The 25967-nt window shown below is 67.0% G+C and carries 22 protein-coding genes; 6 read left to right on the top strand and 16 right to left on the bottom strand.

All coding sequences use genetic code 11. The features are described from left to right. The 5 genes from AB4851_RS07185 to AB4851_RS07165 all read right to left on the bottom strand — a co-directional run bounded on the left by AB4851_RS07185 (window position 1) and on the right by AB4851_RS07165 (window position 5342). Complete coding sequence (locus tag AB4851_RS07185) at window positions 1-1335, bottom strand: ATP-grasp domain-containing protein (RefSeq protein ID WP_414449036.1); 1335 nt, start codon at window positions 1333-1335, stop codon at window positions 1-3. A gap of 3 nt (window positions 1336-1338) precedes the next feature. Further along, on the bottom strand, window positions 1339-2685 hold the full coding sequence (locus AB4851_RS07180) for an ATP-grasp domain-containing protein (RefSeq protein WP_414449035.1): 1347 nt from the start codon (window positions 2683-2685) through the stop codon (window positions 1339-1341). A gap of 10 nt (window positions 2686-2695) precedes the next feature. Further along, entirely contained in the window at window positions 2696-3448 is a 753-nt protein-coding gene (locus AB4851_RS07175) for a hypothetical protein (RefSeq protein WP_414449034.1), read from the bottom strand. Window positions 3449-3477: 29 nt separating this feature from the next. Beyond that, entirely contained in the window at window positions 3478-3783 is a 306-nt protein-coding gene (locus AB4851_RS07170) for a 2Fe-2S iron-sulfur cluster-binding protein (RefSeq protein ID WP_414440196.1), read from the bottom strand. A 305-nt stretch (window positions 3784-4088) separates the two neighbouring features. Further along, window positions 4089-5342: an MFS transporter gene (locus AB4851_RS07165; RefSeq protein ID WP_414449033.1), complete on the bottom strand. Its 1254-nt coding sequence runs from the start codon at window positions 5340-5342 to the stop codon at window positions 4089-4091. A 122-nt stretch (window positions 5343-5464) separates the two neighbouring features. Here AB4851_RS07165 and AB4851_RS07160 point away from each other — a divergent pair, with 122 nt between their 5' ends. Beyond that, a complete protein-coding gene (locus tag AB4851_RS07160; RefSeq protein ID WP_414440198.1) occupies window positions 5465-5917 on the top strand; it encodes a winged helix-turn-helix transcriptional regulator in 453 nt (150 codons plus the stop codon). Between the two features lie 62 nt (window positions 5918-5979). Here the strand turns inward: AB4851_RS07160 and AB4851_RS07155 are convergent, their stop codons facing one another. Continuing rightward, window positions 5980-7395, bottom strand: coding sequence for a purine-cytosine permease family protein (locus AB4851_RS07155; protein ID WP_414449032.1), 1416 nt, complete (start codon window positions 7393-7395; stop codon window positions 5980-5982). A gap of 664 nt (window positions 7396-8059) precedes the next feature. Between AB4851_RS07155 and AB4851_RS07150 the strand changes: the two genes are divergently transcribed. Next, window positions 8060-8983: a LysR family transcriptional regulator gene (locus AB4851_RS07150; RefSeq protein ID WP_414449031.1), complete on the top strand. Its 924-nt coding sequence runs from the start codon at window positions 8060-8062 to the stop codon at window positions 8981-8983. Window positions 8984-9067: 84 nt separating this feature from the next. Here AB4851_RS07150 and argE read toward each other — a convergent pair whose 3' ends face one another. The 5 genes from argE to AB4851_RS07125 are packed head-to-tail and all read right to left on the bottom strand — an operon-like array spanning window position 9068 to window position 13193. Then, window positions 9068-10270, bottom strand: a complete 1203-nt coding sequence (argE, locus tag AB4851_RS07145; RefSeq protein WP_414449030.1) for an acetylornithine deacetylase — start codon at window positions 10268-10270, stop codon at window positions 9068-9070. Continuing rightward, complete coding sequence (locus AB4851_RS07140; protein WP_414449029.1) at window positions 10263-10940, bottom strand: DUF1028 domain-containing protein; 678 nt, start codon at window positions 10938-10940, stop codon at window positions 10263-10265. The genes argE and AB4851_RS07140 overlap by 8 nt, the downstream gene beginning before the upstream one ends. 10 nt (window positions 10941-10950) lie before the next feature. Beyond that, entirely contained in the window at window positions 10951-11388 is a 438-nt protein-coding gene (locus tag AB4851_RS07135; protein WP_414440203.1) for a RidA family protein, read from the bottom strand. Between the two features lie 33 nt (window positions 11389-11421). Then, the gene (locus AB4851_RS07130) at window positions 11422-11856 is read right to left on the bottom strand and encodes a RidA family protein (RefSeq protein WP_414449028.1); all 435 of its coding nucleotides are present in this window, start codon (window positions 11854-11856) and stop codon (window positions 11422-11424) included. Further along, window positions 11856-13193, bottom strand: a complete 1338-nt coding sequence (locus AB4851_RS07125; protein ID WP_414449027.1) for a flavin-containing monooxygenase — start codon at window positions 13191-13193, stop codon at window positions 11856-11858. Before AB4851_RS07125 ends, AB4851_RS07130 begins: the two co-directional genes overlap by 1 nt. 588 nt (window positions 13194-13781) lie before the next feature. Here AB4851_RS07125 and AB4851_RS07120 point away from each other — a divergent pair. Continuing rightward, the gene (locus AB4851_RS07120; protein WP_414449026.1) at window positions 13782-14597 is read left to right on the top strand and encodes a hypothetical protein; all 816 of its coding nucleotides are present in this window, start codon (window positions 13782-13784) and stop codon (window positions 14595-14597) included. 62 nt (window positions 14598-14659) lie between these two features. Here the strand turns inward: AB4851_RS07120 and AB4851_RS07115 are convergent, their stop codons facing one another. From AB4851_RS07115 to AB4851_RS07100, 4 genes are all read right to left on the bottom strand, one after another. Next, window positions 14660-15847, bottom strand: a complete 1188-nt coding sequence (locus AB4851_RS07115; protein WP_414449025.1) for a M20 aminoacylase family protein — start codon at window positions 15845-15847, stop codon at window positions 14660-14662. Window positions 15848-15914: 67 nt separating this feature from the next. Further along, window positions 15915-17249 carry a DUF3100 domain-containing protein gene (locus AB4851_RS07110; protein WP_414440223.1) on the bottom strand — a complete coding sequence of 445 codons (1335 nt, stop codon included), beginning with the start codon at window positions 17247-17249 and terminating at the stop codon, window positions 15915-15917. 47 nt (window positions 17250-17296) lie between these two features. Beyond that, window positions 17297-18805 carry an aldehyde dehydrogenase family protein gene (locus AB4851_RS07105; RefSeq protein ID WP_414449024.1) on the bottom strand — a complete coding sequence of 503 codons (1509 nt, stop codon included), beginning with the start codon at window positions 18803-18805 and terminating at the stop codon, window positions 17297-17299. A gap of 53 nt (window positions 18806-18858) precedes the next feature. Next, window positions 18859-19731 (bottom strand): NAD(P)-dependent oxidoreductase, encoded by an 873-nt coding sequence (locus tag AB4851_RS07100; protein ID WP_414449023.1) that lies wholly within the window; start codon window positions 19729-19731, stop codon window positions 18859-18861. Window positions 19732-19888: 157 nt separating this feature from the next. On the opposite strand from AB4851_RS07100, the gene AB4851_RS07095 reads away from it, so the two are divergent. Continuing rightward, window positions 19889-20797 (top strand): LysR family transcriptional regulator, encoded by a 909-nt coding sequence (locus tag AB4851_RS07095; RefSeq protein ID WP_414440226.1) that lies wholly within the window; start codon window positions 19889-19891, stop codon window positions 20795-20797. 80 nt (window positions 20798-20877) lie between these two features. Then, a complete protein-coding gene (locus tag AB4851_RS07090) occupies window positions 20878-21609 on the top strand; it encodes a YceH family protein (RefSeq protein ID WP_414449022.1) in 732 nt (243 codons plus the stop codon). Between the two features lie 21 nt (window positions 21610-21630). Here AB4851_RS07090 and AB4851_RS07085 read toward each other — a convergent pair whose 3' ends face one another. Continuing rightward, on the bottom strand, window positions 21631-22887 hold the full coding sequence (locus AB4851_RS07085) for an MFS transporter (RefSeq protein ID WP_414449021.1): 1257 nt from the start codon (window positions 22885-22887) through the stop codon (window positions 21631-21633). Window positions 22888-23330: 443 nt separating this feature from the next. On the opposite strand from AB4851_RS07085, the gene AB4851_RS07080 reads away from it, so the two are divergent. Beyond that, entirely contained in the window at window positions 23331-25958 is a 2628-nt protein-coding gene (locus AB4851_RS07080) for a GH92 family glycosyl hydrolase (protein WP_414449020.1), read from the top strand. Window positions 25959-25967: the final 9 nt, after the last annotated feature.

Raw genomic sequence — 25967 nt, 5'->3', positions numbered from 1 at the left:
TCAGGCCGCGAGCGTAACCGATTGCGGAACATGGAAGCCAGCGCTGGCGAGCTGCGCGACCCAGGCCGCGCGCACCGCCTGCACCACCTCGCGGATGTCGGCGCGCGCGCCGTCCACGGCGAGGCAGGCCTGCGCCGCGAAGTCGCCGTTTTCACGCGCGACGGCGGGAATGAAACGCGTGTGCGGCGACAGCCAGCCCCACTCGATCAGGTGCAGCGCCGAAGCCGGCAGCCCGCAGCGCTCGGCCGCCTGCGCGAGCGTCGCGGCGAGCAGCGCCTCGCCCTGCGCCGTGGCCGGCGGCGTGAACTCGCCGTCCTCGGGCACGCCGAGCATCACGGTGGCGGCATGGGTGCTGCCCGCTTCGAGCCGGACGTCGCGCGGATGGCCGAACGCCGCATCCACCCAGAGCGCATAGAAATCGACCGCGTACACCGCCTGCGCGATGGTCCAGATCTTCATGCCGGCGGGGCGACGGTTGGGCTCCACCACGGCGGCGCGCGTGCCGTCGTCGCTCAGTTTGATTTCGTTGTGGAACGGGCCGTCGCGCTGCCCCACCAGCAGGTTCGCGATGCGGCCGGCCCGGCTCAGCGAAGCGCGCTCGGCCACGCTCAGGCGCGCCGGGAGAATTTGCGCCACCTCCACGGGGTACTGGCCGTCGGCGCTGACCTTCTCCGTGATGAAGGCCGTGTCGCCCACGCCGTCGAACGAGTATTCGCGACGGTACGGAATCAGCGCCTCGCAGATCGCGCCGTTCGCCAGATACGGCTCGACCAGCGCGAACGCCGCATCGAGCCGGTCGCCGGCACGCACCACCGCCACGCCGCGGTTGTTGCCCTCGCACGACGGCTTGATCACGAAGCCTGCCGGATGCGCCTGCGCAAACGCCTGCACGTCGGCCAGCGAGGCGATCGCCGCGCTGCGCGGCGCCATGATCCGCTGCGCATCGAGCAGCGTGCGCACCGCGTCCTCGGCCAGCCGGTAATCGCGCTTGCTGAACGCGCCGGCCGCCAGCGCGGCCGAATCGACCGGCAGGCCGAGCCGTTCGAGCAGGGCTGCGCCGCGCTGCACGGCGTTGTCGGAGAACACCAGGCCCGCGCGCAGGCGCGCCCGGTAGGGTGCCAGCGCGGCCTCGGCCGCCTCGACGAAATCGTCGGCCAGCGGATCGAGATCGATCACGTAGCGGCAGATTTCGCGATCGCGCGGGCCGGGCGCGGCGCGAATCAGCAGCGTGTCGACACGGTGATGCGCGTGGGCGACACGCACGAGATGCGCGACGTCGGCGATGCGCGTCAGGTTGTAATCGACGATCAGCAACAGCGGGCTCGTTTCGCTCATCACTCAGGCTCCTGCGGTGGTTTCGCTGGTTTGGTAGCGCACCGCGAGCGTATCGGCCGTGACGGCCAGCAAGCGCGGCAGTTCGGCGTCGCGCCGCTCGCGCGGCAGATGCCAGAGGATCTGCCCGAGAAACACCTCGCGCGCGGCCGGCTCGATCTCGTCGCCGGGTTTGAGCAGGATCTGGGTCAGCAGCGGCGGCGGATCGGTCGGCTCGACGTCGATGCGCTCGATGCGGCCCGGCTCGGCGAAGTAGACGCGGAAGAACGTGGCGCTGGTGCCCGGCGGCACGCCGTCAGCGCGATAGGACACGCTCGCCAGGGTGTCGAGATAGGCGGGCGACGGCACTTCGTCGGCCTGCGAGACGAGCAGGTCGAGCCAAAGCTCCAGCACGCTGGCCTGGCCGTTGAGCGCCTTCACGCTGCGCGAGATCAACGCGCCGCCCACCCGGGGGTTCACCTCGATCAAATCCCAGCGCGCACCGTCGAAGCGCGCCTCGATGTGAAAGCAGCCCCAATCGAGCGCCAGTTCGGCCAGCACCTCGCCGATCCAGGCGATGCCGGCCGCGTTCTGCGCATCCGACAGCGAATGCGGCGGGCTGGTGCAGCTATCCTCGAGCACCGTGCCGTCGCGCTCGGTCAGTTGGCACTTCTCATGAATGCCGACCACGTAGGGGCGGCCGTCGGCCACCAGCACCTCGAAGCTGAACTCCTTGCCGCTCACATAACCTTCGGCCAGGAACTCGATGGTTTCGCCAAGCACGGACGTATAGACCGTGTCGGCGCGCGCCTTGGCGGCGATCGCGTCGAGCGCTGCCCAGGTCGTGTCGCGCGCGAGCCGGAACGCACCGTAGGATGCGATGCCGCGCACCGGCTTGACGAAATACGGGTGGCCGCTGCGCTGCAGCTCGGCCAGCGTGGCGGGCGTCAGCTTGTGCGCACGCACCCGCGACAGCCCCGCATCGTGCAACTGCGTGCGCACCTTCAGCTTGTCGCGCAGTTGATCGGCACGCTGCCAGGGCAGGTCGCCCACGCCCTGCAACGCGTTGCCGTAGGCCATCAGCGCGCGATACCCTTCCCACACGCTGATGCAGCCCTTGATCGTATGGCCCTGCTCATGCAGGGCCGCGAGGGCGTTCTCGAGGTCACGGGTACCCAGTTCGTGAGCATCCGTGGCGAACACCGTCTCCGCCAGTTCGCGCAGCGAGGCGAGCCGGGCGTCGCCGTGCTCGGGAAGCGGCCGCGACGACAGCACCCATGCGGCGAGGCCGCGTGCATGACACGCCGCGATCAGATCCTCGGCGAAAGAGAAACCGCAGTGACTCAGAATGAGAACGCCATCGGTTTTCATCATCGCTCCCCGATCAGGCCGCGGCTTTCAGCGTGGCGGCGATCTTGTCTTCGTAGAGTTCCTTGAAGTAGAGCGCGAGCACCGTCTGATGTTCGTCGAGATAGCGCTTGAGCGCCTGGATGTCGTCGTCGCTGCGCAGCAGGTGACGGATCGCGGCCCACACTTCGCCCGGGTGGTCGTCGTTGATATCCGTATGCGAGTGCGAGATCTGGCCGCCGATGTTGCCTTCGCCCACCGAGCCCTTCAGCGCTTCGATCTTGCGCGGTTCGAGCTTCACGTTCACGTATTCGACCAGGTACGAATAGGCGACCACGCCCAGCGGCCCTTCGTGATCGAGCAGGTAGGAGAAATAGCCGGTCAGCAGCTTGGTCGACAGGTACGGCTCGGTGGCGAGGAATTGCTCGCGGCTCACGCCCGCCCGTTCGAGATCCTGAATGAACAGTTCGTCGTGCAGCATTTCCTCGCGCTCGTAGTTCGCCCAGATCTGCGCCGCTTCCGGGCTGCGCTTGGCGATTTCGACGAGCGCCTTCGATTCCGACACGCGCAGCAGGCGAATGCGCCATGCGGTTTCGATCAGGTGACGCTGGTAATAAGTCGAATCGATCGTCTTGCCTTCGAGGTGCGCGGCATACGGCACGGTTTCATACCATTTATCGATTTGACCGTCGATGATGGCATCGATTTCTGCGCGCAATTCAACCGATCGTGCAGCATTGATGAACGGAATGCGATTCTCGAAGCCGACGTTTTTAACGCGATTGCTCATGATTACCCTCGTCAATAGAAGTGGAGTTTTCAATAATCACGTGCGAGAGAAGCCGCACGAATTCGTACTTCGCCATTCAGCCGGCATTGGCACGCCAGCCTGAATTCATCGCCCGGATAACCGAGCGCGTCGAGGAATTCCGCTTCCGGGGCATCTCGGGTGCCCAGATGCGGCAAGCCTTCGACGACCTCGATCACGCACGCGCCGCACGCGCCGGATTTGCAACCGAACGGGATCGATTCCTGGTCGTACAGCTCGAATTCCAGTTCGGTCAGGCTGCTGCCCGGAGGCAGCCAGGCCTCGGCGTTCTGCGGCAGGATCACGATCTTGTGCACACGCATCCCTCCCGGCCTGCGCAGGGCAAGCCGCGATAACAGTTGATCAGTATTGCGAAACGTGAGTACCGAAGCGGATACCGCTTCAGTCGGGCGAACGGAACATACCGCCGTGGCAATTGCAGGGGTTCATTTATTTATCGGAATCAGGTGTTTTTTTCACGCGCCCCGATAATTATGTTTTCATCGGTGAGCGCGCGCTCTCAGGTGCGAAGCCATGCTCACATATCCGGTTGCTACTTGCAATCAGATTTTTTGCATATCCATTTCGCTCTACGGACTTTCAGGCTGTCATCATGACTACATCAAACATGATCCACATCCCGCCGCATCGCGCCACGAGTCGCCGCCCAAAACACCAGCGCGACGAAACTGATGCCCGCGCCCAGCGCGCACACGCCGAGCCACCCCGCGCGCGCATACACGGCCGTCGATGAAATCGCCCCCAGGCCGCTGCCCACCGAATAGAACAGCATGTAGCAACCCACCAGCCGCGCATGCGCCTCCGGCCGCGTGCTGAAGATCATGCTCTGATTGACCACGTGGATCGCCTGGCCGCCGATGTCGAGCAGGATGATGCCGGCGATCAGCAGCCAGATCGAGGTGGTCATGAACGTGATAGGCAGCCACGAAACCAGCAGCAGCGCCAGCGCGATGCCGGTCGTCACCTGGCCGAGGCCGCGATCGGTCAATTGCCCGGCCCGCGCGGCGGCCAGTGCGCCCAGTGCGCCCACCAGGCCGAACGCGCCGATCGTCGTGTGCGACATCGAGAACGGCGGAGCGCTGAGGGGCAGCACCAGCGCACTCCAGAACACGCTGAACGCGGCGAACATCAACAGGCCGAGCATGCCGCGCACCTGCAACACGCGCTCATGCCACAGCAGCGCCCCCATGGAGCGCAGCAGCGCGCCGTAGCTCAGTTGCGCACGCGGCGTGCGCGGCGCGGGCAACAGACGCGACAGCACGATCAACATCACCACCGCGAACAGGCCCGACACCAGATACACCGCGCGCCAGCCCGCGATGTCGGTCACCACCCCGGCCAGCGAACGCGCCATCAGCAAGCCGATCACCACCCCGCCCTGCGCCGCGCCCACCACCCGGCCGCGCTCGCCGTCACCCGCCAGCGTGGCCGAATAGGCGATCAGCCCTTGCGTCATCGCGGTGCCGAGCAGGCCGACGCCGACCATGCCGGCGAGCAGCGCCAGCGGCGAGGCCGAAATCGCGACGCCGACGCAAGCGAGGATCAGCAGCACCAGTTGCACGGCGATCAATCGCTTGCGGTTCAGCAGGTCGCCCAAGGGCACCACGAACAGCAGCGCCAGCGCGCAGCCGAGCTGGGTGGCGGTGATCACGCCGCCCACGTCGGCGTGCGAGATCTGGAAATCGTGCGCGATCGAATCGAGCAGCGGCTGCGCGTAATACACGTTCGCAACACTGGCCGCGCAGCACACGGCCAGCAGCGTGACGATGGCCGTGGGCAGCCGGCCAACCGCACCGCCCTTATTTTCTGCATCGCCAAGCCGGCCTTCCCTGGCGGAATTCGCGGGTGAATTCATCAGTACTCCCCTGGTAAAGTGGTTGCAATTTGAAACTGGATGCAGTGTAGGGAAGGATGTTTTAAAATGCAACGAGTTGTGCGCGGCACCCAAGCCCGCGCAGGCGCGTCGAGGAGGTCAGAATGGTCAAGCAGAAGAGCGCGGCGGATTCGCCGTGCCCGGTGGCGCGGGCAACCGATATCGTCGGCGACCGGTGGGCATTGCTGATCGTGCGCGATGCGTTCGACGGCGTGCGCCGCTTCGGCGATTTCCGCAGCAGCCTGGGGGTCGCCAGCAACATCCTGTCGGCGCGTTTGAAAATGCTGGTGGATGCCGGCATCTTCGAGATCGTGCCGGCGTCGGACGGCACCGCTTATCAGGAGTACGTGCTGACGAGCCGCGGCGAGGCGCTGTTCCCGGTGATCGTGATGCTGCGCCAGTGGGGCGAGGCGAACCTGTTCGAGCGCGGCGAGAAGCACTCGGTCATGGTCGAGCGCAAGAGCGGCCGCGCCGTCCGCAAGCAGGTGCTGCGCGACGCCGACGACAAGCCGCTGAAGGCCGCGCACACGATCGTCAGGAAAATCGAGGCGTCCTGAGCGCCCATGAAAAAACCGCGCACGAGGCGCGGTTTTTTTTGGTCCATCGGTGATCGGCGGCTTCAGCGCACCACGGCTGCCCGTGCGCTGTCCTGACGACGGCGATAGGCCGTGTCGCGCGTCGCCAGCCAGTAATACAGCGGCGAAGTCAGCAGCAACCCGACGATCCACGACAAATCCGCGCCATCCAGGTAGCCCGGCACCGGGCCGGCATACATCGGCGTGTTCATGAACGGGATCTGCACCGCGATGCCCACCGCGTAAGCAATCAGCGCCTGCGGGTTGAAGCGGCCGTAGATACCGCCATCCACGCGGAAGATCGACTCGATGTCGTAGTCGCCCTTGTGGATCACGTAGAAGTCGATCAGATTGATCGCCGTCCACGGCACCAGCACCACCAGCAGCGCCAGCACCAAGTCCACCAGGTGGCCGATGAAGTTGGTCGACACGCCGATCGCGCCGTAGCACGACGCCAGCAGGATCACGATCGAGAACACGGCACGGGCGCGCGCCGTCGGAATCCAGCGCCACACGAAGGTCTGGATCGAGGTGATGGCCGACAGCACGGCGCCATACAGGTTCAGCGCGTTGTGGCTGATCACGCTCAACAGGAACAGCACCAGCATCAGCGGACCGAACGGGCCGGTGGCCTGCTTGACGGCATCCATCGTATCGGCGCCCGGCGCAACCGCCAGCACGGCCACCGCACCGAACGAAAACGCCAGCGTCGAGCCGATCGCGCAGCCGAGGTAGGTGGCCCAGAACGTCGAGGACACCTTGACATTGGCCGGCAGGTAACGCGAGTAGTCCGATACATACGGGGCGAACGCGATCTGCCAGAGCGCCGACAGCGACACCGTGGCGAGCCAGCCGGCGAAGCTGAAGCCGCCGCGTGTCAGGAAGTCGGCCGTTTGCACGTGCGTGAAGATATAGCCGAAGCCCACCACGATGCCGAGGCCGAGCACCCAGGTGCCGATGCGGTTCAGGATGTGGATGAAGCGGTAGCCGATGATGCCGATCAGGCCCGAGCCCACCGCGCCGACCACGATGCCCACCGGCACCGGCACGGCCGAGGTAATGCCATGCAGCGACTTGCCGGCCAGCACGATGTTCGAGGCGAAGAACGCCACGTACATCACGCCCGCAATCAGCGTGACGAGCAGCGCGCCGAGCGAGCCGAACTGCGCGCGGCTCTGGATCATCTGCGGGATGCCCATCTGCGGGCCTTGCGCCGAGTGCAGCGCCATCAGCACGCCGCCGACCGCCTGGCCGACGATGATCGCGATGATGCCCCACACCAGGTTCAGGTGAAACACCTGCACGCCGAGCGCGCCGGTCACGATCGGCAGCGGCGCGATATTGCCGCCGAACCACAACGTAAACAGGTCGCGCACCTTGCCGTGGCGATCCTCGGGCGGCACATAGCCGATCGTATGCTTTTCAATCAATGGGGACGCGGTGCGCTCCGGGGTGGTCACGATGATGTCTCCTTGCGTGCGCGGCGGGCCGCGCTGAAGCGGTTGGGGCCAACCGGCGCCCCTCGTCAGGCATCAGCAGGCGCCCGGGCGAATCGCTCCCGCCCCGAATCCGTTCATATTTCGAAATCCGAACCAATTGCGAATGCGCGGCGAGCGTTGCGCCCGGTGCCACGGCCTGCCGATGAAAACCTGCTGGTCCGGCCGCGAAACCCCTGTTTCGCAACCGCCCGGCATACGCGCTTTCATCGGTAAACCGTTGATGTGAGCCAAAATTTAGCGAAGCCGATAACATTTGAGAATTATCGTTTTAGTGTGTCTTGCAAAGCTTTTTGCTATGTCCAGAGATGAACCATGTGGAGCACAAAATCGGTGCCAAAACGCACCAGAACGCACCAGAACGGGCCTCGGGCGGGCATCCTCGGCCGATCGCCGACAAGCTTTCACGTTGCAAGGCGGCCGCCCTTGCGCACGTGGCGAGGCACATTCGCGCGCCGGACCAAAAATAAAATTTATGCTCGCGTCATAAGATAAAAGTCGGCAGCAGGCCGCGCGCGGGTGCGCGGCCTGCGGTAAGGTGCTAGCCGATCCGACCGACACCCACGCGCGCGCGGGGCCGCCAGCCCCCTGCCTGCCCCACTCCGGCGCGCGAGCAGCAGAGGTTTCCGTGGCTTTCTATACATTGCGACAACTGAAGTATTTCGTGACGACGGTCGAGGCCGGCAGCGTGGCCGAGGCCTCGCGCCAGCTGTTCATCGCGCAGCCCTCCATTTCGAACGCGATCAAGGGGCTGGAGGAAAGCTTCGGCGTGAAGCTGTTCATCCGCCATCACGCGCAGGGCGTCTCGCTGACGCCGAGCGGCACGCGCTTCTACCGCAAGGCGCAGGAACTGCTGCGCATGGCGCACGAATTCGAGCAGAACGCGCTGGCCGACAACGACGTGGTAACCGGCCAGATCGATATCGGCTGCTTCGAGACGGTCGCCCCGCTCTATCTGCCGCAACTGATCGCGGGCTTTCGCGAGCTGTATCCGGGCGTCAACATCCGGATTCGCGACGGCGACCAGCAGGAACTCGTGCAGGGCCTGACGGCCGGCACGTTCGACGTGGCGTTCGTCTACGAGCACGAACTCGACGGCACCATCGAAACCGAACCGCTGATGCCGCCCCAGAAGCCCTACGTGCTGCTGCCCGAAAACCACCGCTTCGCCAGCCAGGCGCAGGTGTCGCTGCGCGACCTGTGCGTCGAACCGATGATCCTGCTCGACGTGCAGCCGAGCCGCACCTATTTCGTCAGCCTGTTCCATGCGCTCGGCCTCACGCCGAACATCGTGTTCGGCTCGCCGTCGATCGAGATGGTGCGCGGCATGGTCGGCCAGGGCTTCGGCTTTTCGCTGCTGGTCACGCGCCCGCACTCCGAATGCACCTACGACGGGAAGAAGGTCGTGACGATCGACATCGCCGAGCCGGTGGCGCGCTCGGGCCTCGTCAGCGCGCGCCTGAAGCGCGGCCAGTTGACCAAGCCCGCGCAACTGTTCGTGGATTTCTGCCGCGAGCGGCTCACGGCGTTGAGCGCCGCGCCGCGCGGCTGACGCCTCGCGCCAATGAAAAACGGCCCGCTCGAAAGCGGGCCGCCTACGTCAGTACGTCAGGATGACTGAGCAAGCCTCGATGGCTCAGGCCTCGCGTGACGTGAGATGCGTCACCAGCCGCGCCAGCATCGCATCGCAGCCGGCCAGTTGCTCGACGCTGACGAATTCGTCGGGCTTGTGCCCCTGATCCATGCTGCCGGGGCCGCACACCACGGTGGGCATGCCGGCCTGCTCGAACAGGCCGCCTTCGGTGCCGAACGCCACGGTGCCGAACTCGGTCGAGCCGGACAGCAGCGCCAGCAGTTGCGCGGCTTCGCTGTCGGGCGGCGTGGCCAGGCCCGGGTAGGCACTGAGCGGCTGGAAGCGGATGCCGGTGTCGGGCTTGACGGCCTGCATCTTCGGCAGCAGCTCGGCGTCGGCGTAGCGGTGCAGGTCGTCGGCCACTTCCTGCGCGTCGTAGCCGGGCAGCGCGCGCACCTCGAAATCGAATTCGCACTCGGCCGGCACGATGTTCAGCGCGCGGCCGCCGTGGATCACGCCCGTCTGCACGGTGGAGAACGGCGGGTCGAAACGTTCGTCGTGATGCTCGGGCGCCGCGAGCCGCGTGCCGATCTCGCCGAGATGGCCGATCAGCTTGGCCGCGTATTCGATCGCGTTGACGCCGTACGGCGCGTAGGCCGAGTGGCAGGCCGCGCCCTTCACGTGGCAACGCATCGCCAGCTTGCCCTTGTGGCCGAGCACCGGCTTCAGTTCGGTCGGCTCGCCGATCAGGCACAGGCGCGGGCGCACCGCGCGCCGCTCCAGTTCGGCCAGCATCGGCCGCACGCCGAGACAACCCACTTCCTCGTCGTACGAGAACGCCAGGTGCACGGGCAGCGCCAGCTCGCGCTCGCGCGCGACGAAGGCCGGCACGGCGGCCAGCACCGAGGCCAGGAAGCCCTTCATGTCGGCGGTGCCGCGCCCGTACAGCTTGCCGTCGCGCTCGGTCAGGCGGAACGGCTCGACCGTCCACGCCTGGCCATCCACCGGCACCACGTCGGTGTGGCCGGACAACACCACGCCGCCGCGATCGCGCGGGCCGATCGTCGCGAACAGGTTGGCCTTGGTGCGCGCGTCGTTGTAGAACAGCTCGCACTCGACGCCGTGCCCGGCCAGATAATCGCGGATGAACTCGATCAGCGCGAGGTTCGAATCGCGGCTGACGGTGGCAAAGCCGATCAGCCGTTCGAGCAGATCGCGGCTGGACAGCGCCACGCCCGCCTGGGTGAGGTGGGCGGACTCACTCATCGCCGGGCACCCCGTAGCTCGGCGCGGCGGTCGGGTTGATCGCGCGCGTCAGGTAATCGGCCATTTGCGGCTTGTAGGCATGCCACAGGCCGGCAAGCTGGCCGATCGGATCTTCGTCGGCCCAATCCACGCGCAGGTCGACGATCGGCCAGACCACGTCGCCGGCAATCTTCAGCGCGGCCGAGTGCACCGGGCCGGCCTCGCCGCCCGCTGCCAGCGCCGCCTGCATGGCGGCCAGCAGCCGGTCGGCCAGCGCGCCAGGCGCGTTCTCGAAGGCCGGCACCATCGCTTCGATCACGTTCAGGCCGGACAGCATGTTGCCGGCCGCGATGCACTGCTCGCCCGCCACCGCGTGATAAAGCCCGAGCGCTTCCTTGCCGCTGAAGAACGCCGAGCGGCCCTGGCCGTCGATCACCGTGACCTGCCGGTACTGGCTCCAGCCGTTCGCCGACAGCGCGCGGTCGAGCGCGGCGGCCGGATCGAGCTGGCCGGCCTCCAGCAGATCGAGGATCTCCGGGCCGAGCGCGGGCAGCGTGACGTTCTGCGTGGCCACCACGCCGACACCGGCGCGGACCCACGGGCAGCGCGCGCCCACAGCGATGCTCGACGAGCTGATCGCGATGCCGAGCTGGCCGGTTTCCTGACACCGGCCGACGATCGAGAAAGTCATGCGTGCCTCCTTAGGCCTGTTGCGGCGTCCAATTGTCCGGGATCACGGCGATCACGTCGATCTCCATCAGCCATTGCGGCTGGCCCAGCGCGGCGATCACCAGGCCGGTCGAGATCGGATACACGCCCTTCAGCCACTTGCCGACCACCTGATACACCGGCTCGCGATAGCGCGGATCGATGATGTAGGTGGTGGTCTTGACGATATGCGAGAGATCGCTGCCGGCTTCTTCCAGCAGTTGCTTGACGTTCTTCATCGCCTGCTCGGCTTGCGCGGCCGGGTCGCCGAGGCCCACCAGGTTGCCGTCGAAATCGGTGCCGATCTGGCCGCGCACGTACACGGTATTGCCGGCCTTCACGGCCTGGCACAGGTCGTTGTCGAGCGTCTGGTTCGGGTAGGTATCCTTCGTGTTGAACATCCGGATACGGGTATGCGTGGTCTGGCTCATGGGTTCAGTTCACCTAAAAATGGGGGATGGCGCTCAGGCGGCGGCGGGCGACGTCCAGCCGTCCGGCACCACCGCGATCACGTCGATCTCCATCAGCCATTGCGGCTGGCCCAGCGCCACCACCACGATCCCGGTCGAGATCGGATGCACGCCCTTGAGCCACTTGCCCACTTCCTGATACACCGGCTCGCGATAGCGCGGATCGATCAGGTAGGTGGTGGTCTTGACGACGTGCGAGAGGTCGCTGCCGGCTTCCTCCAGCAGTTGCTTGAGGTTCTTCATGGCCTGCTCGGCCTGCGCGCGCGGGTCGCCGAGGCCCACCAGGTTGCCGTCGAAATCGGTGCCGACCTGGCCGCGCACGTACACGGTATTGCCCGCCCGCACGGCCTGGCACAGGTCGTTGTCGAGCGTCTGGTTCGGATAGGTGTCCTTGGTGTTGAACATCCGGATACGGGTATGGGTGGGCATCAATTCACTCCGATTTCGCTGGTTTGGGCCGCTTGCGGCGCGGCTGCCACTGCGGCTGCGGCTGCGGCGGCTTCGCGCTGCGTGCTGTCGCGGTAGGTCTGGTACTGGCGCTGGATCGCGATGTGGTCGGCCACGTGCTTGGCGTCGTGCCAGACGCCCCAGATGAAGCTCGAACCGCGGCGCGACTGCCACGGCAGGCCCAGGAAATAGATGCCCGGTTCGACCGACACGCCGCGCTGGTGCTTCGGCTTGCCCTTGGCGTCGAACGCGTCCACCTGCAGCCAGCGGTAATCGGTGGCGTAGCCGGTCGCCCAGATGATCGACGTGACGCCGGCCTGGGCCAGATCCAGTTCCAGCAGCGGCTGCGTGAGGCAGGCCGGATCGGCCGGGATCTCGCGCGCCTGCGGCTCTTCCGGCAGGTCGAGGCCGTTGCGGGCGATGTAGGCGTCGGCTTCGTCGAGCAGCGACAGGTAGTTCTCGTCGCCGCGCGCGATGTTGGCGGCCAGGTCTTGCTGGAAGCGCACCACGTTGCCGTCGAACGATTCGGTCAGGCCGACCAGGTTCACGCCCTGATGCGCGAGGCGGCGGAAATCGACGGTATGGCCGCCGCGCGCGCCGCTGACGGCGATCGTCACGTGCTCGCGGCCCGGCATCGCCGCTTCGGCGTCCCACTTGCCGAGCACGCCGAGCCACCAGCAGAAATCGCGGTTGCGATAGGCGCGCGGCGGGCGGTCGTGCGGGCCGACCGACAGATAGACGTCGCGGCCCGCGCGCTGCAGTTCGTCGGCGATCTGCACGCCCGACGAGCCGGCGCCCACCACCAGCACGCCACCGGCCGGCAGTTGCTGCGGGTTGTAGTAGCTGGCCGAATGCAATTGCGTCAGCGCCGACGAGGACGGCGCGATCGGCGGGATCACCGGCGTCTGGAACGGGCCGGTGGCCACCACCACGCGGGTCGTCTCGATCGTGCCGTCGCTGGTTTCGACCGTGAAGCCGGGGCGGCCGACGTTGCGCACCACCTTGGTGACGTCCACGCCGGTGCGGATCGGTGCGTCGTACTTCTTGGCGTAGGCCTCGAAGTAATCGGCCACGCTGTCTTTCGAGGCGAACGCATCCGGGTCGAGCCCTTCGAATTCGAGGCCGGGGAAGCGGTCGTGCCAGGCCGGGCCGTTGGCGACCAGCGAATCCCAGCGGCCGGTGCGCCAGCGCTCGGCGATCCGGTCGCGTTCGAGCACCAGATGCGGCACGCCGAGGCGGCTCAGGTGTTCGCTCATCGCCACGCCGGCCTGGCCGGCGCCGACCACCAGCGTGTCTACGACTGTGTTCCCGACTGTCATCGCGCGTTCCTCTGAAAAGCGGTTCAACCCGGCGCGCCAACCGCGGCCGGGTTCGGTTTCTGGTTCGCGGCTTGGCGCGCCGCGAATGGCATGCCTGGAATTCTGTTCAGAGGTGGGGGTTAAGGAAATGATGTTTTTTGTGGTCGCTGGTTAGGAAAAAGTTGCGAGAGGGCGGGAAGCGTTACGGGGCGGGGGGTTGCGGGCTGGAACGGCCGCTGGGAAAGGGGTACGGGGGGGCGCGTGGGGAGCGGATTCGGCGGTTTTTTGGCGGGGGGAAATGGGAATTTTGGCGAGATTTTTGTGGGTAGCGGGTGGCTGGGCCGACCAAAAAGACGGGGAAGGACGCATGGGGCGCGGTGCGTACACCATACGGAGACTGCGTGAAGATCAAGCCCTTATACCCACGCCGGCTGCCAACCACTGCAACTCATTACTTAATGCAAATCACGAAATACAGGCCACAAATTAGATTATTCTCAAATCCAATTTTATTGATTATCAATTAAAATTCATCCAGCCATTACCAACCAACACCAGCAATTCAAGCGAGAATTTTATAAAATCAATCTTGCCCACCGAAATTCACCAATGATTAAAAAACACATTGCCTCGACATTATTTCTCATTGCAAGCGGTTCGACATACGCGCAAACCACGTGCGCCGACATTCATGGCACACCGATCCACCCGCCACTCAATATACAAAGCGGCACGATTTGTTTCGTTCAGGAAGCCTTATCGGACACCAAGACCGGCGCCCCCATCGGCGCCGATTCGATTGCCTTGTACTACATTGCCCTTGGCGGGGCCCCAACCAAGGCAACCGGACGAGGGATGCTCTACGACGACACCCCCGGCCAAATCGTCGACGCCTTTTCAATGAAAACTGGCGACGAAAAAATCGAAAGAATTTTCGTTATCCATGCGTTCGAAGTTCGGGCATCCCTGGCAGAACCGAATTCGTCAGGGAAATTCTACTCCGTCGATGTTTTTTATTTAAACCACACCACCCTGACACGCGACGATCGCGCGTCCAATTGGTTTGGATCGGACTACAGCTACTTGTCGGATCGCGCCCAAATAACCTACGAATTTCCCTTTCAATCGCGCGGCGACGTTCAACGGGCCATCGCCTCGCCGCTCTCCGTATTGATGGATCACAGTGGCAACGTGCCTGTCACGGTCAAATACAAAGCCCGTCTTTTCGACGGGCCGGATATCAAGAGCAAGACGAGAAAGTATTTGATCGCTGGCGACCAGGCTACCGTCGGGGATGTGACGGCCGGCTGGTGCCAGGTCAACTACGTCGGCGGCGCGAAGCCTTTGACGATGTGGATGCCATGCTCGGCGCTCAATCCCGGAATCCAACCAACCGACCAGAGGATTACCCGCTCCGGCCACTAACACCTCGAGCAATGCCGTCTCGGCAAAGCGCCGATTCGGCACACCACCACAGGCCGCCCCCCTCACCCCAAAAACCGCTCCACCAGCCGAACAAAATAACTCGCCCCCACCGGCAGCAACGCATCGTTGAAGTCATAACTCGCGTTATGCAGCAGGCAAGGCCCACCGCCATGCCCATGCACGCGATGGTCGCCGCTGCCATTGCCCAGGAATGCGTAACACCCCGGCTTCTCGCGCAGCATGAACGAGAAATCCTCGGCGGCCATGGTCGGGTCGGCCACCGCGTTCACGTGCGCGTCGCCCACCAGTTCGCGCATCACCTCGACGGCCAGCGCCGTCTGCGCCGCATCGTTGATGGTGGCCGGATACTGCCGCTCGAACCACACCTCGCACTCGCATTCGAACGCCGACGCGGTCGCCGCGGCCACGGCGCGCATGCGCGTCTCGATCAGGTCGAGCGTGGCGTCGGAGAACGTGCGCACGGTGCCGCCGAGCCACGCATCGGTCGGCACCACGTTGAGCGCCTCGCCGGCGTGGATCTGCGTGACCGACAGCACCGCGCCGTCGATCGGATTGCGGTTGCGCGTGACGATGCCCTGCAACGCGTTCAGCACCTGCCCGGCGGCGAACACCGGGTCGCGGCCCAGATGCGGCATGGCCGCGTGGCAGCCGGCACCGCGCAGCGTGATCTTGAACAGGCTGGTGGACGCCATCAGCGGCCCCGGGCGCACGGCGAAATCGCCGGCCGGAATGCCGGGCCAGTTGTGCAGGCCGAACACGGCATCCACCGGAAAACGCTCGAACAGGCCGTCCTCGATCATCGCGCGCGCGCCGCCGCCCGCTTCCTCGGCCGGCTGGAAGAACAACTGCACGGTGCCGTCGAAGCCGCCATGCAGCGCCAGATGGCGCGCCGCGCCGAGCAGCATCGCCGTGTGGCCGTCGTGGCCGCAGGCGTGCATCGCGCCGGGCACGGTCGAGCGGTGCGCGAAGGTGTTGACCTCCTGCACCGGCAGCGCGTCCATGTCGGCGCGCAGCCCGATCGCACGCGTGCCGCTGCCGCGCTTGAGCGTGCCGACCACGCCGGTCTGGCCCACGTTGCGCGTGACGGCGTAGCCCCAGGCTTCGAGCCGCTCGGCCACCAGCGCGGCGGTGCGGTTCACCTCGAAGCCGACTTCGGGATGCGCGTGGATATCGCGGCGAATCGTCTGCAGTTCGTCGGCGTGGGCGAGGATGGAATCGATCAGTGTCATGCGGGGAACGGTGGAAGCGATCGCCGGAGCCACGCTGGCGCGGCTCCGGCGATGCGGGTGAACGAGATCAGATATGGAACAGTTGCGCCACCAGCGTCGCGCCGATGAACGTGCCGGCATTGGCCACGAACGACACCAGCACGATGCGCCAGCCGAGGCGGCGGAACGCGGGGATGTCCTTGGCGATCGACAGCCCCGCGAACACCAGCATCGGGGTGGTCACGCCGAGAAAATCGTTGTGCGAACCGAAGGCGGCGATCTGCGTGGCCCACGGGCACCATGGCGAGGTCAGGAACATCGCCACCACCGACACCCAGCACACGGCCGGAATGCGCCGCCCGGTGACGCGCGCCAGCGCATCGCCCACGATGGTCGCGCCCACCATGATCGCGATGCCCGGCAGCCCGACCAGCGGCGCGGTGCCGTGTGCGATCCAATCGCACACCAGCGCCATCGCGGCCGTCACGATCCAGGCCGTGAGCTTGCCGCCGTAGCCGAGCGAGGGCGCTTCGGTCTGCACCTCGCCGAGCGCCGGGCTGGCGGTTTCGGGTTGCGCCGAGGCCTTGGTGGTGCGGCCGATGATCGGCTCCAGCACGCGGTAGCCGAACACCGCCAGCGGCAGCGAGATGAACAGCGTGAAGTAGGTGCCGATGGTGGTGGTGATCAGGTTGCTGGCCGCCGCGAACGCGAGCACCGATTTCGCGGTTTCCGGGTCCTGCTGCGCGGCGATCGCGCCGGAGGCGGCCGCCATCATGCTGCCCGAGCCAACGCCCGAGCCCATCGCCAGCGCGAGCGGATCGAAGATGCCGAGGCTCGACACGAAGCCGGCGAACACGGCGATGAACACCGCGCCGAACACGGTGCCGGTCAGGTACTCGGCCAGCACGCCGCGCCCTTCGGCGGAATCCATGCCGTACTTCTCGCCGATGATCGCGAGGCTCGGCTCGCGGCCCACCGAGAACGTCGCGCCGATCGCCTCGCGCTTGATGCCGAGCAGCAGCGCGAGCGGCAGGCCCAGCAGGATGGTGCCGACGAAGTGGCCGAACTCCTGGAACGCAAGCGCCCAGCCGGCCGCCGCGAGCTTGGGCAGCGCGCTGCCCACCATCAGCCCGAGCTTCGCGACGAACAGCAGCAGCGCGGGCTGCAGCACGGCCGCCGCGAAGAACTGGTTCGACACGTCGAGCCGCGCGCTGCTTTTCCAGCGCGCGCTGGCCAGGCCGAGCGCCGCGCCGAGCAGCAGCGCCCAGATCATCGGCAGCAGCACCACCTTGCCCGGCCCGATCTTGAACGTGAACGAGCCGATCCACTGCGCGATCAGCAGAATGCCGGCGGCATACAGCATGACCTTCGCCGCGCCCGCGCCGCCGAATTCGCGGCGTTCGATTCCCAGTGCGTGTTCCATCGCGACCTCCCCTTTTGAGTCCGGCTTCCGTCGTGCGCGGGCCGGTATTACAGATAACCGAAGGCGGTCGGCGGCGCTTCGGCCGTCTCGACCCACACGCTCTTGGTCTGCGTGTATTCGTACAGCGCCTCGACGCCGCTGGAGCGCCCGTAGCCGCTCATGCCGTAGCCGCCGAACGGCGACGCGACGTTGATGGTCTTGTAGCCGTTGACCCAGAACGTGCCGGCGTCGACCTGCGCGGCCACGCGGTGCGCGCGCGCCACGTCGGTGGTCCACACCGCGCCGGCCAGGCCGAAATCGGTGTCGTTGGCGATCGCGATCGCTTCGTCTTCCGAATCGAACGGAATCGCCGCCACCACCGGCCCGAAGATTTCGGTGCGGGCGACGTCCATCGCATTGGTCACGCCGGTCAGCACGGTGGGCGCCACGAAATAGCCGCCGTTGCCGAGTTCGGCCGAACCGGCCGCCAGCGTCGCGCCGGCCTCCACGCCGCTCGCGATCATCCGCACCACATGTTCGTACTGCTTGCGATTGTTGATCGGGCCGACTTCGGTGGCGTCGTCGAGCGGCGCGCCCACGCGGATCTTCTTCGCGCCGGCCGCCACCATCGCGACGAATTCGTCGTACACCGAACGTTGCACCAGCAGGCGCGAGCCGGCCACGCAGCTCTGGCCCGCGCCGGCGAAGATCGCGGCCTGGGCGGTGAGCGCGGCACGCTTGAGATCGGCGTCGGCGAACACGATGTTGGCCGACTTGCCGCCCAACTCCAGCACGCACGGCACCACGCGGCGCGCGGCGGCCTCGGCGATGCGCGCGCCGGTGGCCGGCGAGCCGACGAACACCACCTTGCTCACCACGCGATGCGCGATCGCAGCCTGCCCGACCGTGTGACCGAAGCCGGCCAGCACGTTGACGAGGCCGCGCGGCAGCCCGGCGCGCTCGCCGAGCCGGCCCACCACGATCGAGGTGAACGGCGTCAGTTCCGACGGCTTGAGCAGCACGCCGTTGCCCATCGCCACGGCCGGCGCGACCTGCCAGCCGCAGGTGAACACCGGCGCGTTCCAGGGGGTGATCTGCAGCACCACGCCGGCCGGCTCGCGGCGCGTGTAGTTCAGGTGCGAGGTGGGCACCGGGATCACGTTGCCGTAGAACTTGTCGGTCCAGCCGGCGTAGTACTCGAACATCTCGGCGACCTTCGCCACCTCGCCGCGACAATCGCGGATCGGCTTGCCCGAGCCGAGCGATTCGAGCCGCGCGATCGCCTCGGCCTCGCCGCGGATGGTGCGCGCCACCTCGTTCATCACGCGGCCGCGAGCGGCGTGCGTCAGCGCCCACCATTCGCGCTGCGCGCGGCGCGCGCTTTCGGCGGCGTGGGCCACCACGTCGGCGCCGGCGTCGCGGTAGGCGAGCGTCGCCTCGCCGGTGGCGGCGTCGTGGAGCTGGACCGTGTCGCCCTGGCCCGCGACGAGTTCGCCGTCGATATACGAGCCGATGGTGGTCGCGCCGGGGAAGAAGTGCGCGAAGGCGGCGAGCAACTGGTCTGCGTGCTGTGTCATGTCGGTATTCCGTGTCGGATTCGTCAGGCGAAAACTGAAAAGGCGCAGGAGACTCAGGCCGGATCGAGGAAATCGACGATGCGGTTGAAATCCTCGGCGTCGCCGAGGTGCTCCTCGCTGGCCGCCCACAACCGCGCGGCCTCGCGCGCCACCGGCGCGACGCTGTCGAACTGGTCGAGCAGGCCCAGCGCGAGACGCACGTCCTTGCGCATCAGCTTCATCGTGAAGCCCGAATCGAACTTGCCGTTGAAGATCCAGGTGGGGTAGTTGGTCAGCGTCGCGCTGTTGCGGCCCGAGCCGCCGTTCAGCGCCTCGACCAGCTTCTCGGGATCGACGCCGGCCGCGCGCGCGGTGCGCACCGCTTCGCTCGCCGCCAGCAGATGCACGCCCGTCAGCAGGTTGTTGAGCAGCTTGGTGACATGGCCCGCGCCCACCGGGCCGACGTGCACGCGCTTCGCGCTGATCACGGCGAGGATCGGCTCGACCGCCGCGATGTCGGCGTCGGCGCCGCCCAGCACCATCGTCATGGTCGCGGTGGCCGCGCCCTTCGGGCCGCCGCTGACGGGGCCGTCGACGAAACCGATGCCGCGCTCGGCCAGCGCCGCCGCCACCCGGCGCGTGCTGTCCGGGTCGGCCGTGGTGGTGTCCACCACGATCGTGCCGGGCTTGGCGTGCTCCAGCACGCCACCCGCGCCGAGCACCACCGCTTCCACCACCGCCGAGGTCGGCAGCGACAGCAGCAGCACGTCGGCGTCGCGGGCGATCTCCGCCACCGACGCGCGCGCCGCCACCACGTCCTGCGCCGCGAGGCCGTCCGCCACGCCCGGCGCGGCGTCGTAACCGAGCACGGCATAGTCGCCGCGCCGCAGCGAACCCGCCATGCCGCGCCCCATGTTGCCCAGACCGATCACGCCTACCGTTTTCATCCGACGAACTCCCGATTGCTGTTGGTGAAGGGCGGAACGCCGGCTTGCGGCCGCCCTGCAGTGACTCGATGGTGGTCCGGGCGAGCCGTATAATCAATCACCGCCAATATTGCTATTGTTCTAATTTTTAGAACGCTCGAATCGAGAGCCCCTAGCCATGACCGACACCCTGACCGACAGCCGGATCGTCTATTTCTACGAAGCGGTGCGCTGCGGCACGATCCGCGCGGCGGCCGACTGGCTCGACGTGGCGCCGTCGGCGGTGAGCCGCCAGATCGGCCTGCTGGAAAAGGAACTGGATGCCACCCTGGTCGAGCGGCACGCGCGCGGCGTCACGCCCACCGAGGCGGGGCGTTGCGTGATCGAGTATTTCCGCGAGCAACTGGCGCACCGCGACGACCTGATCTCGCGCCTGCAGGAGTTGCGCGGCCTGAAGACGGGCGAGGTCAGCCTGGTGCTGGGCGAGGGCTTCGTGTCGGACCTGCTGGCCGGGCCGATGCAGCAGTTCTGCCGGCAATACCCGGGCATCCACGTCAATCTCGACGTGGGCAGCACCAACGACGTGATCCGCAAGATCTCGAACGACGAGGGCGAGATCGGCCTCGTCTACAACCCGCCCGCCGAGCACAAGCTGGTGTCGCGCGCCTCGAAGCGGCAGCCGATGATGGCGATCGTCGGGCCGGATTTCCCGCGCCGTGCGCACAAGGTGCTGTCGGTCCAGCAACTGGCGACGTATCCGCTGGCGGCCACCCATCCGTCGTACGGCACGCGGCAGATGATGGAGGCCGTCGAATACGCCGAGCGCGTGCGGCTCGGGCCGATCGTCACCACCAATTCGTTCGCGATCCTCAAGGAATTCGTCAAGTCGGGGCTGGGCATCGCGGTGATGCCCGCGTTCGCCGTGGCGGCGGAACTGCAGGCGAAGGACCTGTTCGCGATCGACATCGCCCATCCGATCCTCGAAAACGCCGAAGCCCACATGGTCACGCGCGTGGGCCGCAAGCTGTCGGTGGCCGCCAACAAGATGCTGCAGATGATGACGGGGCAGATGCGCGCGTTCCGTTGAACGCCACGCCCCCCGCCACGACCGTATATCATCCGGTGCAGACAGCCGTCGATTCCGCGACCTCCTTTTTTCGCCAGCCGATGAACACACCCAACGAAGCCCCCGCCCCCCGCGCGCTACGCGCCCTGACCGCCCTCGAAGCCCGCATCGTCGGCGTGCTCAACGAGAAGCAGCACACCGTGCCCGATACCTACCCGCTCTCGCTCAACGCGCTGACGGCCGGCTGCAACCAGAAGACGGCGCGCGCCCCCGTGATGAACGTGAGCGAGGCCGAGGTGCTCAACGCCATCGAGGAATTGAAGGGCGTGAGCCTGGTGTTCGAGGGCAGCAGCAGCCGCGTGCCGCGCTTCGAGCACAACCTGAACCGCGTGCTCGGCATCCCGAGCCAGGCCGTCGCGCTGCTGACCGTGCTGCTGCTGCGCGGCGCGCAGACGGCCGCCGAGCTGCGCCTGAATTCGGCGCGGCTGCACGGCTTCGCCGATGTCTCGTCGGTCGAGAGCTTCCTGGAGGAACTGGCCGAGCGCTCGACGCCGCTGGTGGTCAAGCTGCCGCGCGCGCCGGGCGCGCGTGAAAACCGCTGGATGCATCTGCTGTGCGGCGAGGTCAACCTGGCCGCCTACGCGGTATCGAGCACCGACGAAGGCGGTGCGACTGGTGGAGCAAGCCCGGCCGAATTCGAGGCGCTGCGCGAGGATCACGACCGCCTGGCCGAGGAAGTCGCGCGGCTGCGGGCGCTGGTCGAGCGGATGGCCGGCGAACTCGGCATCGATGCCGGTTCCGGCAACGATTCGGATGCCGGTTCGGCCTCCTGACGAAACCGCGCGGGGTGCGCCTCAGTCGAGCGCGCCCCCCTTCATCTCCGGAATCAGCCACAGCGTCGCGACGATGTCGAGCACGTAGAGCGCGGCCAGCGCCGCGATCGCCACGGTGAACGAATAGCGCGCCGCCAGCGCACCCACCACCATCGGCCCGAAGCCGCCGATCGCGCGGCCGAGATTCCACAACACGTTCTGCGCGGTGGCGCGCGCGGCGGTCGGATAGGCTTCCGACATCAGCGTGCCGTAGCCGCCCACCATCCCGTTCACGAACATCCCCATCAGCGCGCCGGCCCACAGCAGCGCCGCCGGGTCGCTCAGTTGCGCGTAGACGATCACCATCGCCACCGCGCCCGCCTGATAGACGAGAAACGTCGGCTTGCGGCCGATGCGGTCGGCGAGCTGGCCGAACAACCAGACGCCGGCCATCATGCCGAGCACCGTCACCGCGGTCCACATGCCCGATTTCGTCAGTGAGAAGCCGAGCCGCTTCGCGAGGAAGGTCGGCAGCCAGATCATGATTCCGTAGTAGCCGAAGTTCTGCACCGCGCAGAGGATCACGATGCCGGTGCTGGTGCGGGCCGTGCGCGCGTCGGCGAACAGCATCCGGAAGCGCGCGCCGAGGCTCGGCATGGCCGCCTCGGGGTGGCGCGCAAGGACGAACGGCTCCGGTTCGTGCAGGCGGTTGCGCAATTGCCAGGCCACCAGCGCGGGCAGCATGCCGACCGCGAACATGCCGCGCCAGCCGATCCATTGCAGCAGCGTGGGCGTCAGCAGCGCGGCCAGCAACACGCCGCATTGCCAGCCGAGCGCCACGTAGGACGACACGCGCGCGCGTTTGGCCGCCGGCCACGCCTCGGCCGCCAGCGCCATGCCGATGCCGAACTCGCCACCCAGGCCGATGCCGGCCACGGTGCGATAGACGAGCAGGTCGGTGAAGCCCTGCGCGAGCGCGCACAGGCCGGTGAACACGGCGAACAGCGCGATCGTCCAGGTCAGCACGCGCACGCGGCCGTAGCGGTCGCTCAGTGCGCCGAAGATCAGGCCGCCGGCCACCGCGCCGATCAGCGTCCAGGTCACCAGCGCGCCGGCCTGCCCCGCATCGAGCTTCAGCGACACCGAGATGGCCGGCAGCATGAAGCCGAGGATCAGCAGATCGAAGCCGTCCATCGCATAGCCGATCGCGGCGCCGGCGAGCGCCTTCCAGGCGTAGCGCGTGACGGGTTCGGCGGCTGGGGAGGCGGCCTCGGCGGCGGCGGGAAACTTCGATGACATGGCGGTTCGGCGGTGGGTTCGGATCGGGTGCGCGGAGGCCAGGTGGCCGGTGCGCGACCGAAGGATACCGCGACAGAATCGAATCCACCGGCGACGCACGCTTCACGACGATTCGCGCCGATTCACATCGATTCGCATTCCCGAATTTTCATTCGGCAATTTTGAATCGAATTAAAAACATCGAGGCAATGATTACCGCCCGCGCGCTCCGCGCAAAAGCGCCAGCCCGCCTCGATTCCGGGAAACCGTCGATTCACCGCCCGGCATCATTTCGGAATCCATAAACATTCGATTTGTTTAGCTAAATCACCAAAAAATCAGGGATTTTTCCAAATAGCGGACCCGGCATTCCCCAGCGCACACTCGGGCTGACAACAAGCTTCCAGCCGTGGCCGCGCAGCGCGCCGCACCGGCATCGCGTTCGACAACACCTGGAGACAAGGATGCGGATGACCCTGAAGTGGGCCCTGGCGGGCGCGTGCCTCGCCGCCGTCGCCGCGCTCGGCGGCTGCAACGACGATGGCGGCGGCGCATCGCCGGCCTCGATCGCAAGCCAGATCGCCGGCGGCCTCGACAACACCCCGAACGCGGCGAACCGGCCCGGCCACGCGCCCGGCGGCCGCGTGGACATCGCGGGCCTGACGCAGCGCGTCAACGTATTCATCGGCACTGGCGCGCCCGACGCGGGCGGCCTGTTCCCCGGCAACCTGAACCCCGGCGCGCAAACGCCGTTCGGCATGGTCAGCTTCGGCCCCGACACGCCGGGCAGCGGCCAGCCCTGGGGCAATGGCTCGGGCGGCTATTACTACTCGGACAGCAGCATCGATTTCTTCAGCCTCACGCACCTGAGCGGCCCCGGCTGCCGAGGCCAGGGTGCGGTGGCGCTGATCCCCGGCGGCGGCGCGCTGACGTTCTCGCACGCCGACGAAAGCGCCTCGCCCGGCTACTATCGCGTGAAAACAGGCAACGGCGTGCTCAACGAATTCACCGCCACCACGCGCACCGGCATGGCTCGCCTCAGCTATCCGTCCGGCACCGCCTCGCCCGAACTGACGCTCGACGCCACGCGCAGCAACGGCATGAAAAGCGGCGTCGCGCCGGGCCTCGTGAACGTGTCGGTCGATACCGCCCGCAACGTGGTGACCGGCCAGACCGTGGTGGGTGCGTTCTGCGGCGGCACCTGGTACAAGCCGGTGTACTTCTCGATCGCGTTCGACACGCCGCTCGACGCGGCCAAGACAACGCTCGCCAACGGCGTGGCGAAGCTCGTGTTCCGCGCGAGCGCGCATCGCGGCGCGGTGGTGCAGATGAAGGCCGGGATGTCCTCGGTCAGCGTGGCCAACGCGCAACTGAACCTCGCGACGGAAAACCCGGGCTGGTCGTTCGAGCGGGTCAAGGCCGAACAGCAGGCGGTGTGGAACCACCGGCTCAACACGATCCAGCTCGACCTCGCGAAACCCGGCGCGCTCGCGCGCCTCGACGGCGCCACCGCGCAACGCGCGCGCAGCTACGTCACGCAGTTCTACACGGCGCTCTATCACGCGATGGCCGGCCCGACGGTGTACAGCGACGTGAACGGCGACTATCGCAGCATGCAGCAGACCGACCTCAACGCGGCGGCCAACACGGCCCCGGCGCGCGCCGTCGCCAATGTTTCGCAGTACGCAGTACCGGGCAACCCGCGCGCCTATCGCACGCATTACGCGGGGTTCTCGCTGTGGGATACCTACCGTTCGGAAACGCAGTTGCAGGCCCTGCTGTTCCCGTCCGAAACGAGCGACATGATGCAATCGCTGGTGGCCGATGCGCGGCAATGCGGCGCGTTCCCGCACTGGGTGGACGGCAGCGACGACACCAAGCCGATGGAAGGCGACCACGCGCCGAACGTGATCGCGGCGGCCTATGCGTTCGGCGCGCGCGGCTTCGATACCGGCGCGGCGCGCGGCGTCATGCTGCAATCGGCGTTCGGCACCGGCGGCCCCGGCAGCGCGTTCGTGGAAGGCGCCTGCAACAACATGCCGAGCGTGGACGACAGCGTGGGCGCCAGCCCGATCGCCGACGCCTATTTGAAATACGGCTACGTGACCACGGATTCGACCTCGAACCATCACCCCGGCTCGATGACGCTCGAACTCGGAACCACCGACGAATCGATCGGCAACTTCCTCGCCGCGCTCGGCCAGCCCGGCGATGTGCAGAGCGTCGCCACGCTGCACCAGCGCGCGCGGGCCTGGGCGCACCTGTTCAACGCGAATATCCCGGCCGCCCTGAACTACAACGGCGGCGAAACGAGCGGCCTGGTGCCGAAGGGCGCGAGCGGCCAATGGGTGTTCAGCGGCCCCGACAACGGCGGCTTCCACGAATCGAAGGAACCGAACTATCTGTGGACGATCGGCCATGACTACGCGTCGGTGATCGCCGCGCTGGGCGGCAACGCGGCGGCCGTCGCGCGCCTGAACACGCTGTTCGGGCTGAACCCGGGCGACCCGTTCGGCGGCCCGCTGCCGAGCGCGGCCACGCTCGACAGCGGCGAGAACGGCAACACGCTCTACATCGGCAACGAGCCGTCGCTGCAAACGCCGTGGGCCTACAACTGGGCCGGCAAGCCGCAGCTCGCGCAGCGCGTGATCCCGATCGTCATGAAGCAGACGTTCTTCGATACGCCGGGCGGGCTGCCGGGCAACGACGATGTCGGCGCGACCTCCACGTTCTATCTGTGGGCGAGCCTCGGGCTGTATCCGGTGGTGCCGTCGGCGCCGGGCCTGGCGATGTCCACGCCGCAGTTCAAGGGCATGACGGTGTGGCTCGACGACGGCCGCAAGAAGCTGCGCATCGAGGCCGACGACGAGGCGCTGCTCAACGACAAGCCCTATATCAAGTCGGTACAACTGAACGGTACGACGTACCGCGGCTCGTGGCTGCCGGTGGCCGCGATCGCCGGCGGCGGCACGCTGCGCTACACGCTGTCGGCCACGCCGACCGATTGGGCGACCGATCCGTCGCTCGCGCCGCCGTCGGGGCCGGCCGCCGACTATACGAAGGCGACCGCGCCGCCGTCGCCCTCGCCGTGAAGCCGAGGC

Source organism: Burkholderia sp. 22PA0099, assembly GCF_047497165.1.
In the GTDB taxonomy this organism is placed as follows: Bacteria; Pseudomonadota; Gammaproteobacteria; order Burkholderiales; family Burkholderiaceae; genus Burkholderia.
The sequence above is the reverse complement of the archived record's forward strand: the minus strand, read 5'-3'. Positions and strand labels throughout refer to the sequence as shown.

Excerpts from the sequence above, each read along its gene's own strand:
- AB4851_RS07110 (WP_414440223.1), bottom strand. The coding sequence starts at position 17,249 with ATGGAACACGCACTGGGAATCGAACGCCGCGAATTCGGCGGCGCGGGC.
- argE (WP_414449030.1), bottom strand. The coding sequence starts at position 10,270 with ATGAGTGAGTCCGCCCACCTCACCCAGGCGGGCGTGGCGCTGTCCAGC.
- AB4851_RS07175 (WP_414449034.1), bottom strand. The coding sequence starts at position 3,448 with ATGAGCAATCGCGTTAAAAACGTCGGCTTCGAGAATCGCATTCCGTTC.
- AB4851_RS07125 (WP_414449027.1), bottom strand. The coding sequence starts at position 13,193 with ATGACAGTCGGGAACACAGTCGTAGACACGCTGGTGGTCGGCGCCGGC.
- AB4851_RS07080 (WP_414449020.1), top strand. The coding sequence starts at position 23,331 with ATGCGGATGACCCTGAAGTGGGCCCTGGCGGGCGCGTGCCTCGCCGCC.
- AB4851_RS07130 (WP_414449028.1), bottom strand. The coding sequence starts at position 11,856 with ATGCCCACCCATACCCGTATCCGGATGTTCAACACCAAGGACACCTAT.
- AB4851_RS07140 (WP_414449029.1), bottom strand. The coding sequence starts at position 10,940 with ATGACTTTCTCGATCGTCGGCCGGTGTCAGGAAACCGGCCAGCTCGGC.
- AB4851_RS07160 (WP_414440198.1), top strand. The coding sequence starts at position 5,465 with ATGGTCAAGCAGAAGAGCGCGGCGGATTCGCCGTGCCCGGTGGCGCGG.
- AB4851_RS07180 (WP_414449035.1), bottom strand. The coding sequence starts at position 2,685 with ATGATGAAAACCGATGGCGTTCTCATTCTGAGTCACTGCGGTTTCTCT.
- AB4851_RS07095 (WP_414440226.1), top strand. The coding sequence starts at position 19,889 with ATGACCGACACCCTGACCGACAGCCGGATCGTCTATTTCTACGAAGCG.
- AB4851_RS07115 (WP_414449025.1), bottom strand. The coding sequence starts at position 15,847 with ATGACACTGATCGATTCCATCCTCGCCCACGCCGACGAACTGCAGACG.
- AB4851_RS07165 (WP_414449033.1), bottom strand. The coding sequence starts at position 5,342 with ATGAATTCACCCGCGAATTCCGCCAGGGAAGGCCGGCTTGGCGATGCA.
- AB4851_RS07090 (WP_414449022.1), top strand. The coding sequence starts at position 20,878 with ATGAACACACCCAACGAAGCCCCCGCCCCCCGCGCGCTACGCGCCCTG.
- AB4851_RS07105 (WP_414449024.1), bottom strand. The coding sequence starts at position 18,805 with ATGACACAGCACGCAGACCAGTTGCTCGCCGCCTTCGCGCACTTCTTC.
- AB4851_RS07185 (WP_414449036.1), bottom strand. The coding sequence starts at position 1,335 with ATGAGCGAAACGAGCCCGCTGTTGCTGATCGTCGATTACAACCTGACG.
- AB4851_RS07085 (WP_414449021.1), bottom strand. The coding sequence starts at position 22,887 with ATGTCATCGAAGTTTCCCGCCGCCGCCGAGGCCGCCTCCCCAGCCGCC.
- AB4851_RS07135 (WP_414440203.1), bottom strand. The coding sequence starts at position 11,388 with ATGAGCCAGACCACGCATACCCGTATCCGGATGTTCAACACGAAGGAT.
- AB4851_RS07100 (WP_414449023.1), bottom strand. The coding sequence starts at position 19,731 with ATGAAAACGGTAGGCGTGATCGGTCTGGGCAACATGGGGCGCGGCATG.
- AB4851_RS07120 (WP_414449026.1), top strand. The coding sequence starts at position 13,782 with ATGATTAAAAAACACATTGCCTCGACATTATTTCTCATTGCAAGCGGT.